Genomic DNA, 14149 nt, shown 5'->3' with positions numbered 1-14149 from the left:
AGAATTCAATGGGAAGTCCTCCTTTTGATGTTTGTATTTGGTTGTACAAATGCATCATAACGGAGGGCTTTTTTTAATACAAGGACCCCTCTATTGAATCCCACAGGAATCTCCCGCGGGAGAAGGGTCTAGGCGAGATCCCGCAGGGCTTTAGCCCGAGGAAGCTTGCCAGGTCCCCCGCAGGAAAGTGAGTTGTTTCCCGGACCATCCCATTCCTCTCATGGTAACGGACTCAACTATAGGAGAAATTAAGTTAACATAATCATATTATAGTCTTTTCAACGCCGTGTATGTCACTTTTTCGACAAGTTCCCGACGCTTACTGTGGACAATTCCCGACGTTTTTTTATACAATGGTAATGCAGTTAAAATGATGGGAGGATGGAACATGAACATTCACGAGTATCAAGGGAAAGACATTCTACGCGAATTTGGCGTTTCTGTACCAAATGGTCATGTGGCATATACCGTAGATGAAGCTGTTGAAGCAGCTGAAAAATTAGGTTCTGGTGTCACAGTTGTGAAAGCACAAATCCATGCGGGAGGCCGCGGTAAAGCCGGCGGTGTCAAGATCGCTAAAAATGCTGATGAAGTGCGTACATATGCCGATGAAATCCTCGGTAAAACGCTCGTCACTCATCAAACCGGGCCAGAGGGCAAGGAAGTAAAGCGCTTACTGATCGAAGAAGGGTGCGACATTAAAAGTGAGTATTATGTCGGGCTCGTACTTGACCGTGCTACCAGCCGTGTAACGATGATGGCGTCTGAAGAAGGCGGTACGGAAATCGAGGAAGTAGCTGCTGCAACTCCTGAAAAAATATTTAAAGAAGTCATTGATCCGGTAGTCGGATTGACTCCATTCCAGGCACGTCGTCTGGCATTTAATATCAATATTCCGAAAGAGCAAATTTCAAAAGCTGTTAAATTTATGATGGGACTATACAAAGTATTTGTCGAAAAAGATTGTTCTATCGCTGAAATCAACCCACTGGTTACAACTGGTGACGGAAATGTCATGGCGCTAGATGCTAAGTTGAACTTTGACGACAATGCCCTTTATCGTCAAAAAGACATCCAGGAACTTCGCGATCTGGATGAAGAAGACCCGAAAGAAGTGGAAGCATCCAAATATGATCTCAGCTATATTGCGCTTGATGGTAATATCGGCTGTATGGTCAATGGTGCTGGTCTTGCGATGGCTACGATGGACACCATCAAACACTATGGCGGCGATCCTGCCAACTTCCTTGATGTAGGGGGCGGAGCCACTACGGAAAAGGTAACCGAAGCATTCAAAATCATCTTGTCTGACGAACATGTCAAAGGAATTTTCGTCAATATCTTTGGCGGTATCATGAAGTGTGATGTCATTGCTGAGGGTGTTGTAGAAGCTACAAAACAGATCGGATTGACACTTCCATTGGTTGTTCGTTTGGAAGGTACGAATGTCGAGCAAGGTAAGAAAATTCTTGATGAATCCGGTTTGAACATCACTTCCGCGGATTCAATGGCAGACGGTGCACAAAAAATAGTAGAACTAGTGAAGTAGAAAGGCGGGGAATCAGATGAGTGTATATGTTAATAAAGACACAAAAGTAATCGTACAAGGAATTACAGGTTCAACAGCCCTTTTCCATACGAAGCAAATGCTGGAGTACGGTACGAAAATCGTAGGTGGTGTCACACCAGGCAAAGGCGGCACAGAGGTTGAAGGTGTCCCTGTATTCGATACCGTTTCTGAAGCAGTTGAAAAGACTGGTGCCAATGCTTCTGTCATTTACGTCCCTGCACCTTTCGCAGCGGATGCCATCATGGAAGCGACAGATGCTGAAATGGATTTAGCTATCTGTATCACAGAGCATATTCCTGTACTTGACATGGTCAAAGTGAAACGTTATATGGAAGGGAAAAAGACACGCTTAGTAGGGCCAAACTGTCCTGGTGTCATTACTCCAGAGGAATGTAAAATTGGTATCATGCCAGGTTACATTCATAAAAAAGGACATGTCGGGGTTGTTTCCCGTTCTGGTACCTTGACCTATGAGGCAGTACATCAGCTTTCAGAAGCAGGAGTTGGCCAGTCTACAGCCGTAGGTATTGGTGGAGATCCAGTAAATGGAACAGACTTTATTGATGTTCTGCATGCGTTCAACGAAGATGATGACACAGAAGCAGTCATCATGATCGGTGAAATCGGAGGTACTGCAGAAGAAGAAGCGGCAGAATGGGTTAAAAGCAACATGACCAAACCTGTGGTCGGCTTCATTGGTGGTCGTACTGCACCTCCAGGAAAGCGTATGGGCCATGCCGGTGCTATTATTTCCGGCGGTAAAGGTACTGCTGACGAAAAGATTCGTGTCATGAATGAATGCGGTATCCAAGTAGCAGAAACACCATCCGTAATGGGAGAAACATTGATTGAAGTGCTTAAAGAGAATGGACTTTATGACAAGTGTAAAACGCATTAAAAGCTAGGTAATTAACCAAGATCGTGCATGGCAGCTCCGTGCACGATCTTATTTCTAATGGAAAAAAGGAGTGGTTCTGATTGGATGAAACTCGAAAATTGTTGATTTTTCTTCACAATAACCCCCACGCCAGCCGACCTTTACTTCGTAAAATTCTTCAGCAAGATCCCAGTTTAACTACTATTTTCACCCTGTCTCCTCAAAACATTTCTACCAGCTACGCTATCCCCTTGAAACGTGCAACTGCCTTCCATCATCAGCTCCATTCTGAGAATAATAGGTATAAGATTGAACAATTTATGAAAGAATTCTCCATAATGACGATATTAGACAAGGACTACCCGACGCTGTTAAAAAATATACCAGATCCTCCATTAGTCCTGTACCTGGCTGGAAATCGGGCACTGCTCAGTCATCGACCTGGTTTGAGCGTGGTCGGGACAAGAAAACCGACGGAATCAGCATTTCCGGCAATGGACAGGGTTCTTGCCCCGCTTATTAAGGCGGGGTGGGTAATAGTAAGCGGACTTGCGGTTGGGATAGATAGGTTTGCACACCTGTTGGCTATACGCTATCATGGTACAACAGTTGGAGTCATAGGATCGGGTTTCCATCATATTTACCCGAAACACAACATATCTTTATTTCAACAAATGGCAGAAAACCATCTGGTCATTTCCGAATACGCACCTGATATTCGACCTCAAAGGTACCATTTTCCTGAGCGGAATCGTATCGTTAGTGGATTGACGGAAGCTACCCTTGTGGTGGAAGCGAAGGCGAGGAGCGGGTCTTTGATCACCGTGGATCAGGCACTGGAGCAAGGCAGGGAAGTTTTCGCATTTCCGGGTTCTCTTTTGCAAGAGAACAGTGAGGGATGCAACCATATGATCCAGGAAGGTGCTAAAATGGTTCTAAATGCCCAAGATATTATGGATTCCTGGCCGGAATAGCACCTCTTACATTGTCGAAAATTGACAAATGTTATTTATTATCTCTTTGTTTTGAAAAAATTCTGACCAATGAAGTTTGACAAATGAAAAGAAAGTATTTAATAATAGGGAAAGTTTATCAATGAAATATGCATAAGGTGCACACACCTCTATGGGAGGAACAGTTATGGCAGATTATCTAGTTATCGTCGAATCACCCGCAAAAGCCAAGACTATCGAAAAATACTTAGGGAAAAAGTATAAAGTAAAGGCTTCACTTGGACATGTCCGTGACTTGCCTAAAAGTCAAATGGGTGTAGATGTCGACAAAGAATATGAACCTAAATATATTACGATACGCGGGAAAGGTCCCGTACTGAAAGAATTGAAAACCGCAGCAAAAAAAGCGAAGCGCGTTTATCTCGCAGCCGACCCCGATAGAGAAGGAGAGGCAATCGCGTGGCACTTAGCGCATAGCTTAGATATTGATGATAAATCAGAATGCCGGGTAGTCTTTAATGAGATCACTAAAGACGCAGTCAAGAATTCATTCAAGAATCCGAGAACCATTGACATGGACCGCGTCGATGCCCAACAGGCAAGGCGTATCCTGGATAGGCTGGTGGGATATAATATCAGTCCTATTCTATGGAAGAAAGTTAAAAAAGGGCTTAGTGCCGGCCGTGTACAATCGGTAGCCGTCCGTTTAATCATTGATCGTGAAAATGAAATCAATAATTTCAAGCCTGAAGAATATTGGTCAATAGATGGCACCTTCCTGAAGGGGAAAGAAAAATTCCCGGGTGCTTTTTATGGAATCGATGGAAAAAAACAAGAATTAAAAACGAAAGATGATGTCGATAACATCTTGAATAAGATGAAGGGGAAGGAATTCCGAATCGACAAAGTCAATAAACGGGAACGTAAGAGAAATCCTTCTGTCCCATTTACTACCTCATCCTTGCAACAGGAAGCAGCCCGTAAGCTTAACTTCCGGGCGAAGAAGACAATGATGATCGCCCAGCAGCTATATGAAGGGATCGATTTAGGAAAGAAAGAGGGAACTGTTGGTCTGATCACGTATATGCGTACCGATTCTACACGTCTGTCAGACTCCGCAAAAGGTGAGGCCCAAAGCTACATCGAAGGTCAGTTCGGTAAGGAATTTCTCGGTGGCAATAAGAAAAAGAAACAAAAGGAAGGCGCTCAGGATGCTCACGAAGCAATCCGTCCTACCTCTGCCAACCGGGATCCTAAAGCAATGAAAAGCATCTTATCCCGCGATCAATATCGCCTGTACAAATTAATCTGGGATCGCTTCATTGCCAGCCAAATGGCCCCGGCAGTGATGGACACCATGACAGTGCATATGACCAATCAGGGTGTCGAATTTCGTGCCACAGGCTCAAAAGTGAAATTCAAAGGATTCATGAAAGTATATATCGAAGGAAACGATGATAATAAAAAGGAAGAAGATAAAATGCTTCCTGAACTGGAAGAGGGAATGACCGTAAAAGCGGATGCGATTGAACCTAATCAGCACTTTACCCAGCCGCCTCCTCGATATACAGAAGCGCGATTGGTTAAAACCTTGGAAGAATTAGGAATCGGAAGACCTTCCACCTATGCTCCTACATTGGATACGATTCAGCGGAGGGGCTATGTCGCGCTCGATAATAAACGGTTTGTACCGACTGAACTTGGAAGTATTGTACATGAGTCAATTGAACAATACTTTCCTGAAATTATAAATGTGGACTTCACCGCAAAAATGGAAGAAGATCTCGATGCTGTTGAAGAAGGAAAAGTAGAATGGGTAAGGATCATCGATGATTTTTACAAAGGTTTTGAACCACATTTAGAAAAAGCAGAACAAGAAATGGAGAAAGTCGAAATCAAAGATGAACCCGCAGGTGTGAGTTGTGAAAATTGCGGGCATGAAATGGTCTACAAAATGGGCCGTTATGGAAAGTTTTTGGCTTGCTCAAACTTTCCTGACTGCAGAAATACAAAACCGATCCTTAAGAAAGTTGGTGTCACCTGCCCGAAATGTAAAGAAGGGGAAGTGGTGGAGCGAAAGAGTAAAAAGCGCCGGACATTCTACGGCTGTGACCGTTATCCTGAATGTGATTTCATATCGTGGGATAAGCCGATCAGCAGACCTTGTCCAAAGTGCAGCTCACTCCTGGTTGAGAAGAAATCGAAAAAAGGGGTACAAATTCAGTGTACCGAATGTGATTATAAAGAAGAGGCCCAAAAGTAAGCGCGAAATTTGCGCTTGCTTTTTCTTTTTGTTATGTATGATAGGAGTGAAAAAATTTATTGACACTTTCAGACCGTATCGATATAATTACCGAATGGTAAGTAGATATACTTGACACGATTTTGAAAGGAGCATGCCTGATGAGCGCACAACATGTAACCGTGATCGGAGCTGGTCTGGCTGGTAGTGAAGCTTCCTGGCAGTTGGCGAAACGGGGGATACAAGTACATTTATATGAAATGAGACCTTCTAAACAGACACCGGCCCACCATACTGATAAATTTGCGGAGCTCGTTTGCAGTAATTCGCTTCGTGCCAATTCCCTTACCAATGCAGTAGGGGTCATTAAAGAAGAAATGCGTACATTAGATTCCATTATCATACAAGCTGCCGATCAGTCCCAGGTTCCAGCAGGTGGAGCGTTGGCGGTCGATCGCCATGAATTTGCAGGATTTGTAACAGAGCATGTAAAAAATCACCCGAACGTAACCGTATATAATGAAGAAATTGGGGAGATCCCTGTAGACGGACCTGTAATCGTAGCCACCGGACCATTGACTTCAGAATCACTATCCACTCATCTGAAGGAAATGACAGGAGAAGAATACTTATATTTTTATGACGCTGCGGCACCAATCATAGAAAAGGATTCCATCGATATGGACAAAGTCTACTTAAAGTCACGGTACGATAAGGGAGAAGCCGCTTATCTCAACTGCCCCATGACCGAAGAAGAGTTCAATCGTTTCTACGAGGCATTGATCTCAGCCGAGACCGTTCCGTTGAAGGAGTTCGAGAAGGAAATTTTTTTTGAAGGCTGTATGCCAATCGAGGTAATGGCTCAGCGTGGTAAAAAGACAATGACATTCGGGCCGTTAAAGCCTGTAGGTTTAGAAGACCCTAAAACAGGAAAAACTCCATATGCGGTCGTTCAATTACGCCAGGATGATTCTGCGGGGACTTTATATAATATGGTAGGTTTTCAAACCCATTTGAAATGGGGGCCGCAAAAAGAAGTTTTCCGTTTAATACCTGGCCTGGAGAACGCTGAAATCGTACGTTATGGTGTCATGCATCGCAATACATTTATCAATTCACCTAATTTACTAAAAGCGACCTATCAATACAAAGATAGAGACGACCTGTTCTTTGCTGGTCAGATGACCGGAGTGGAAGGCTATGTAGAATCAGCTGCAGCCGGATTGATCGCAGGCATCAATGCAGCACGCCTGCTGCAAGGAAAAGAGCCGGTTGTTCTTCCCCATGAAACGATGATGGGAAGTATGGCAAACTATATAACGACAACCAGCCCAAAACACTTTCAGCCGATGAATGCTAACTTTGGTTTGATCAAACCTCTCGAGAATAAAATAAAGAATAAGAAAGAAAGAAATGATGCATATGCTAATCGGGCATTAGAAACAATTCAGAATTTTGTTACAATTTAGTTAAAAGGATTGCGTAAATTGATTGAATTGTGTTAAAATTTAAACGCCTTGAAGAGGTGGATATATGGACGATTTACAAACAGAAAAAGTTCTTTATCTGGAATACCTGCAAATTGAAAAAAATGCATCTTCACTAACCATCAAACACTATGAAAAAGATGTAGAGGCATTTTTTCTTTTTATGCAAACAGAAGGGATACCCAGTATCAGAGACGTAGATTACCCTTTGATCCGCATATTTCTGACCCGGTTGTACCAGCAGAAGCTTTCCAGGAGAAGCGTTTCTCGTAAGCTGTCCTGCATGCGGTCGTTCTATCGTTTTCTTGAACGTGAAGGGAAAGTGAACCATAATCCATTCATCAACGTATCCTTACCGAAGGAAGGAAAGCCGATTCCAGAATTCTTTTATGAAGAAGAATTGGAGCGGTTATTTTCTGTGAACGACTTGTCTACTCCGCTTGGACAACGTAATCAAGCTTTGCTTGAGTTAATGTATGGTACAGGAATCCGTGTCAGTGAATGTGTAGGCACCAAAGTGGAAGATATAAATTTCACAATCGGTACCATCCTGGTGAAAGGTAAGGGCCGGAAGGAAAGGTATGTCCCATTTGGTCAATTCGCTGCTAAAGCGATGAAGATGTACATCGAGGATGGCCGCTCCAGGCTTCTTAGAAATAGTGACAAAAAGCCGGATCACCTTTTTCTCAATGCGAAAGGAGGCACACTATCCGATCGAGGTGTACGTCTTATCCTGGATAAAATGGTGGAAAAAGCAGCCATGACCGTAAACATCCATCCACACAAGTTAAGGCATAGCTTCGCCACCCATATGTTGAATCAGGGTGCAGATTTACGGGCAGTCCAGGAGCTGCTGGGTCATGAAAATTTATCATCCACACAGATTTATACTCATGTGACGAAGGACCATTTACGTAAGATATATAGGGATAGTCACCCGAGAGCAAATAAATAGAGGTGAGAATAGGATGAGTCAACAGTTTCATGCAACAACTATTTTTGCTGTCCACCATAAAGGGCAGTGCGCGATGAGCGGGGATGGCCAGGTTACACTTAGCAATCAGGTGGTTATGAAACATACAGCGAAGAAGGTGAGAAGGCTGTTCAAAGGTCAGGTACTGGCGGGATTTGCCGGGTCCGTTGCGGATGCCTTCACTTTATTTGAAAAGTTTGAATCAAACCTGGAAGCGTATGATGGAAATCTGGCTCGCGCGGCGGTGGAATTAGCCAAAGAGTGGCGAAGTGACAAAGTATTAAGGAAGCTGGAGGCCATGTTGATCGTCATGAACAAGGACGCTATGTTTCTTGTCTCCGGTACAGGGGAAGTAATTGAACCGGATGATGGCATTCTGGCTATCGGTTCAGGCGGTAATTATGCCTTGAGTGCTGGGCGTGCGTTAAAACGGTATTCTTCTGATAAAAGTGCTGAAGAAATTGCCCGTGCCGCATTAGAGATCGCAGGAGAAATCTGCGTTTTCACGAATGACCAAATTACACTCGAGGTCATCGAATAAGGAGGCTGGTATGGATGTCATTTGAGTTGACCCCAAGACAAATTGTCGAGAGACTCGATCAATATATCATTGGTCAAAAAGATGCAAAGAAGTCGGTTGCGGTAGCATTGAGAAATCGATACCGGCGGATGCAGCTTGATGATCATCTGAGGGATGAGATCGTACCCAAGAATATTCTGATGATCGGGCCTACCGGCGTCGGAAAAACAGAGATTGCACGCCGCCTGGCAAAGCTTGTAGGGGCTCCGTTTGTCAAAGTGGAAGCCACTAAATTCACCGAAGTCGGTTATGTTGGCCGTGATGTAGAATCAATGGTGCGGGATTTGACAGAAACAGCGGTCCGAATGGTTAAAGAAGAACAGATGGAAGCAGTGAAAGACCGGGCTGAAGAACAAGCGAATAAACGCCTGGTCAAACTCATTGTTCCGTCAAAAAAGAAGCAGACGAATTTTAAAAATCCTTTCGAAATGATTTTCAATCAACAGCCTAACCAGGATACCCAGGAACAGACGGGTGATGACGAGGTTGAAGTAGAAAATAAACGGAAACGGATTGCCCAGCAGCTTGCTATGGGAGAGCTGGAAGATCACATGGTTAACGTAGAAGTCGAAGAACAGCAGCCTTCGATGTTTGATATGCTCCAAGGTTCAGGAATGGAACAAATGGGGATGAATATGCAGGATGCCATGAGTCAGTTCATGCCGAAGAAAAAGAAAAAGCGACGGCTTCCTGTTTCTGAAGCTAGAAAAGTACTTACTCAGGAAGAAGCACAAAAATTGATTGATATGGATGAAGTTACCCAGAAGGCTGTTCAGAAGGTCGAGCAATCGGGTATGATTTTCATCGACGAAATTGATAAGGTGGCAGCTAAAAGTGATAACCAGGCCAATGTATCCAGGGAAGGGGTGCAGCGCGACATCCTGCCGATCGTGGAAGGTTCCACAGTAGTGACAAAGCATGGCCCTGTCAAAACGGATCATATCTTGTTCGTTGCTGCCGGTGCTTTTCACATGGCCAGACCTTCTGACCTCATTCCGGAACTGCAAGGCCGTTTTCCGATCCGGGTGGAATTAGAGAAGCTCACCATTAGTGACTTCAAACGGATTTTGACGGAGCCATCCAATGCATTATTGAAACAATATAGTGCATTATTAGAAACAGAAGGTATAAAGGTTGAATTTTCTGACGAAGCTGTAACTAAGCTTGCAGAAATCGCCTTTGAGGTTAATCAGGAAACAGATAATATCGGTGCGCGGAGACTGCATACGATTCTCGAGAAACTGTTGGAGGATTTATCGTTTGAAGCCCCCGATGTAACGATGGATACGATAAAGATCACCCCACAATATGTCGACGAGAAATTAAGCAGTATCGTGAAAAACAAAGATTTAAGCCGATTTATCCTTTAGAAGCGAGTACAGTTAGGAGGAAAAAACAAATGCAATTATTAGAACGTGCCAGAAAAATCAACTCTATGTTGCAGAAAACAACAGGGAAATCAGTCAATTTCAATGACATGTCCGCAACATTGCGTGATGTCATTGGGGCCAATATTTTTATTTTAAGTCGTAGAGGTAAGCTGTTAGGTTTTGCGATCAAACAGGAAATCGAGAATGAACGTATGAAAGCGATGCTTTCTGAACGTCAGTTTCCGGAAGCGTATACGCAAAACTTGTTCACCATTCAGGAAACAACTCCCAACATTGATATTGACAGTGAGTATACAGCTTTCCCGATAGAGAACAGAGAGCTATTTGAAAATGGCCTGACTACCATTGTACCTATCATTGGTGGTGGGGAGCGTCTGGGAACATTGATCCTAAGCCGTCTCAGCGATAGTTTTGAGGAAGATGACCTATTGCTTGCAGAATACGGGGCAACTGTTGTAGGGATGGAAATTCTTCACGAGAAGACAGAAGAAATCGAACAGGAAGCAAGAAGCAAAGCAGTCGTGCAAATGGCTATCAGCTCACTATCCTATAGTGAATTGGAAGCTATTGAACACATTTTTGAGGAACTGGAAGGCAATGAAGGTCTGCTCGTAGCAAGTAAAATTGCCGACCGTGTCGGTATTACCAGATCGGTGATTGTCAACGCTCTTCGTAAGCTGGAGAGTGCAGGTGTTATCGAGTCTCGCTCCCTCGGTATGAAAGGGACTTATATCAAAGTGTTGAATAACAATTTCTTGCTGGAACTGCAAAAATTACGTACCAATTAATCAAAAAAGCTGTCGGGAGAGTCTCGACAGCTTTTTTTGGTATAAAAATAAGGGCTAACCGTTCTGTTATAAGTGAGTAGGAATGGGTTGAATAAGAACGTATAAAAAAATGCAGAAAAACCAATGGTTTCTCTACAAGCGGAGTTTCATGCAGCTGCATGAGACTTTTTTGATAATAAAAAATTAGTTGATTCCATTACCCTGGATAGTATGTAATAATAAAAGCTAGATGTTCATTATTCGCCAAAATGCTACATATTTCCCAGTAAGATGCGCACATGTAAAACACTGTCTAATAAAGAGGGAAAAAGAACTAGGCCTATAGTCATTTTTTGTAAGATTTCGTAACATAATGACGAATTCGCATAGACAACCAGGCGCTATTTTCTTACAATGTGTTGGTAGGTTATGGGGCCATGCCCATTAATCAGGAGGTAGAGGAAATGAAGTTATTCGGCGGGACAATGCAGACTCTGGAACATTCGCTCAACTATGCAACACAGAAAAATAAGACCATCTCCAATAATATCGCAAATGTCGACACTCCAGGATACAAGGCTAAAAAAGTAATCTTCAAAGACATCTTAGCGGAACAAACCACAAACAGTATCGAAGGCTTTCGTACCCACCCCAGACATCTTCCCATCGGGGATGGCGCTCTGACTCCATACCAGGTTGTCACCGACAGAGGAACTACATATAACCACAATGGCAATAACGTCGATATTGATAAAGAGATGAACGAACTTGCCAAAAACCAATTGTATTATCAATCCATGGTAGACCGAATGAACGGAAAATTCCGCAGCCTGGAAACTGTAATCAAAGGAGGCAGATAACGTGAGTATCTTTCATTCGATGAATATCAGCGCAAGTGCTTTGACAGCCCAGCGTTTGCGGATGGATACTATTTCATCCAATATCGCCAATGCAGAAACAACTAGAGCTGAATTGGATGATGACGGGAACTGGAAGCCTTATCGCAGAAAGCAGGTAGTATTTGAGCCTGGAGAGAACGACTTTGGAACCTTTCTTAAGCAAGCGAAAGCTTCTTCTGCCACTTCAGGCCAGGGTGTACGGGTGAGCGAAATACGAGAAGACAATTCCGAACCCTTCAAACTGGAATACAACCCGAATCATCCGGACGCAAATGAAGATGGGTATGTCCAACTTCCCAATGTGGACCCACTGAGGGAAATGGTTGATTTGATGAGTGCCACCCGCTCTTATGAAGCGAATATCACGTCAGTCAACGCCTCTAAAACAATGCTTATGAAAGCATTGGAAATAGGAAAATAAGGCAGGTGACTTAATATGGTCAATTTAAATGCAATCAATGGTGTATCTACCCTGGTACCTAAATCTCAAAATAATCTCAATATGTCCCCGGGTGATGCACAAGCAGATTTTGCCGCTGATTTGAAGCGGGCAATTGCTAATGTGAATCACAGCCAAAAGCTTTCTGATCGAAAAACGGAGGCTCTTGCTAAGGGAGAGATCGATGACTTGCATGATGTGATGATTACTGCACAAAAAGCGAGTGTTACCTTACAAACCTCTGTAGAAATACAAAACAAAGTCATCGAATCGTATCGTGAGATCATGAGAATGCAAGTTTAATCGCATTCCATTCCATTTCGACATTATAGTATTCTTTTGAAGTGTGTGTTTTATGGGGGCAATTATGAGAAAAAAAATAATTATTTTTAAAGAAAACATAGCAAACTTTTGGAAAGAACGTACAAATGCCCAAAAAAGCACCTTGATTGGCTCTGTATTAGCTTTAGTCATTGTGCTTTTGGCAATCAGCATCTTATCTTCAAAAAGTAACATGGTCCCCCTTTACCAAAATTTATCGTTACAAGAAATCGGTCAAATGAAAACGGAATTGGATGCCCGTAACGTAAATTATGAATTGACCCAAGGTGGACAGACCATCCTTGTACCAGAGTCGCAAGTGGATGGCCTTTTAGTAGATTTGGCAGCGTCCGGGCTTCCGAAAAGTGGAAACATTGATTATTCTTTCTTCAGTGAAAACACATCATGGGGAATGACAGATAATGAATTTGACATGATTAAATTGGACACGATGCAGACGGAATTGGCGAATTTAATGAAGGGGATCGAGGGAATCAAGGATGCGCAGGTAATGATTAACCAGCCGCCTGAACCGGTTTTTATCGGGGATGAACAGCAGGAGGCGACAGCTTCCATCGTATTACATACATCACCAGGTTATCAATTCAAGGATAACCAGCTCGAAGGTCTTTATAACTTAGTTTCAAAATCAGTACCTAATCTTACTACAGATAATATCGTCATCATGAACCAATATTTTGAATACTTCGATCAAAAAAGTTCATATTCTCCTGGCAGCGGAAATACATATACCCAGCAGCAGAACATCAAGAAAGATATTGAACGGGACATTCAACGGCGTGTTCAGCAGATGCTGGGAACCATGATCGGGTTGGATAAGGTAGTAGCATCTGTTACCACTGATATCGATTTCACTCAAGAGAATCGTATAGAAGAACTGGTCGAACCGGTAGATCCTGACAGTATGGAAGGACTTCCGGTAAGCGTCGAGCGGCTGACAGAGACTTATACAGGGAACCCGCCTATGGCTGGCGGTGCTCCTGCAGGAGAGGACGATCCGGCAGCCTATAACGCGGAAGATGCGAATGATGATGGGGAATATGAAATGGTCAAGGAAACGATCAATAATGAATTCGACCGTATCCAACGCGAAATTGTAGAAAGTCCGTATAAGATAAGAGATATCGGAATCCAGGTGGCGATCGATACATCAAAAGGATTAGATGATGCCGGTGAAGTTCAGCTTTTATCCCAGCAGGAACAAGCGACGGTGGAAGCGAGTGTCAGCTCTATCCTCGATTCGATCATCGCTACCTCTGTCGCTGCTCCTTATGAAGGAGAGGCTGTAGGTGAAAATGTTTCGATTGTGTTTCAGGAATTCAACGGAGCAGAAGAGCAACAGCCTGCACCAACAGGTATCCCGCTCTGGGCATATATTGCAGGTGGCGTATTACTGGCTGTAATCCTTACACTGCTCTGGGCAGTGTTACGCAGGAATCGGGATCAAGGTGAGGATGAAGACAGTTATCAAGAATTCATGCAGGAAACCGCAGCGTATGACATTCCGGAGCTGGAAGAAGAAAAAGATACCGAAGGCACTGTTAAACGCAAACAACTCGAGCGTATGGCAAGAGAAAAACCGGAAGATTTCGCGAAATTATTACGGTCCTGGATAGCTGAAGATTAGGG

13 protein-coding genes are annotated in these 14149 nt (G+C 43.4%); all 13 read left to right on the top strand.

The annotated features are described in order from the left end of the window. Window positions 1-388: 388 nt before the first annotated feature. The 13 genes from sucC (at window position 389) to fliF (ending at window position 14147) form a co-directional block, all read left to right on the top strand. Entirely contained in the window at window positions 389-1549 is a 1161-nt protein-coding gene (gene sucC, locus BLV00_RS15210; RefSeq protein ID WP_093045828.1) for an ADP-forming succinate--CoA ligase subunit beta, read from the top strand. 16 nt (window positions 1550-1565) lie between these two features. Beyond that, the gene (gene sucD / locus BLV00_RS15205) at window positions 1566-2468 is read left to right on the top strand and encodes a succinate--CoA ligase subunit alpha (protein WP_093045827.1); all 903 of its coding nucleotides are present in this window, start codon (window positions 1566-1568) and stop codon (window positions 2466-2468) included. An 80-nt stretch (window positions 2469-2548) separates the two neighbouring features. Further along, window positions 2549-3421 carry a DNA-processing protein DprA gene (dprA, locus tag BLV00_RS15200; RefSeq protein ID WP_093045826.1) on the top strand — a complete coding sequence of 291 codons (873 nt, stop codon included), beginning with the start codon at window positions 2549-2551 and terminating at the stop codon, window positions 3419-3421. Window positions 3422-3587: 166 nt separating this feature from the next. After that, window positions 3588-5663, top strand: coding sequence for a type I DNA topoisomerase (topA, locus tag BLV00_RS15195; RefSeq protein WP_093045825.1), 2076 nt, complete (start codon window positions 3588-3590; stop codon window positions 5661-5663). Window positions 5664-5803: 140 nt separating this feature from the next. Beyond that, entirely contained in the window at window positions 5804-7111 is a 1308-nt protein-coding gene (gene trmFO, locus BLV00_RS15190) for an FADH(2)-oxidizing methylenetetrahydrofolate--tRNA-(uracil(54)-C(5))-methyltransferase TrmFO (protein ID WP_093045824.1), read from the top strand. 64 nt (window positions 7112-7175) lie between these two features. Then, window positions 7176-8084, top strand: coding sequence for a tyrosine recombinase XerC (xerC, locus tag BLV00_RS15185; protein ID WP_093045823.1), 909 nt, complete (start codon window positions 7176-7178; stop codon window positions 8082-8084). 13 nt (window positions 8085-8097) lie between these two features. Then, entirely contained in the window at window positions 8098-8643 is a 546-nt protein-coding gene (gene hslV / locus BLV00_RS15180; RefSeq protein WP_093045822.1) for an ATP-dependent protease subunit HslV, read from the top strand. Between the two features lie 14 nt (window positions 8644-8657). Continuing rightward, complete coding sequence (gene hslU, locus BLV00_RS15175; RefSeq protein WP_093045821.1) at window positions 8658-10052, top strand: ATP-dependent protease ATPase subunit HslU; 1395 nt, start codon at window positions 8658-8660, stop codon at window positions 10050-10052. 29 nt (window positions 10053-10081) lie between these two features. Continuing rightward, window positions 10082-10861 (top strand): GTP-sensing pleiotropic transcriptional regulator CodY, encoded by a 780-nt coding sequence (gene codY / locus BLV00_RS15170; RefSeq protein ID WP_093045820.1) that lies wholly within the window; start codon window positions 10082-10084, stop codon window positions 10859-10861. Between the two features lie 443 nt (window positions 10862-11304). Next, window positions 11305-11700 (top strand): flagellar basal body rod protein FlgB, encoded by a 396-nt coding sequence (flgB, locus tag BLV00_RS15165; RefSeq protein WP_093045819.1) that lies wholly within the window; start codon window positions 11305-11307, stop codon window positions 11698-11700. Between the two features lies 1 nt (window position 11701). Continuing rightward, a complete protein-coding gene (gene flgC, locus BLV00_RS15160; RefSeq protein WP_093045818.1) occupies window positions 11702-12160 on the top strand; it encodes a flagellar basal body rod protein FlgC in 459 nt (152 codons plus the stop codon). Between the two features lie 15 nt (window positions 12161-12175). Then, window positions 12176-12481 carry a flagellar hook-basal body complex protein FliE gene (gene fliE, locus BLV00_RS15155; RefSeq protein WP_093045817.1) on the top strand — a complete coding sequence of 102 codons (306 nt, stop codon included), beginning with the start codon at window positions 12176-12178 and terminating at the stop codon, window positions 12479-12481. Between the two features lie 64 nt (window positions 12482-12545). Further along, window positions 12546-14147: a flagellar basal-body MS-ring/collar protein FliF gene (fliF, locus tag BLV00_RS15150; protein WP_093045816.1), complete on the top strand. Its 1602-nt coding sequence runs from the start codon at window positions 12546-12548 to the stop codon at window positions 14145-14147. The last annotated feature ends 2 nt before the right edge of the window (window positions 14148-14149 follow it).

Origin of the sequence: Thalassobacillus cyri, from assembly GCF_900107755.1 — a bacterium.
GTDB classification, from domain to species: Bacteria; Bacillota; Bacilli; order Bacillales; family Halobacillaceae; genus Thalassobacillus; species Thalassobacillus cyri.
The sequence above is the reverse complement of the archived record's forward strand: the minus strand, read 5'-3'. Positions and strand labels throughout refer to the sequence as shown.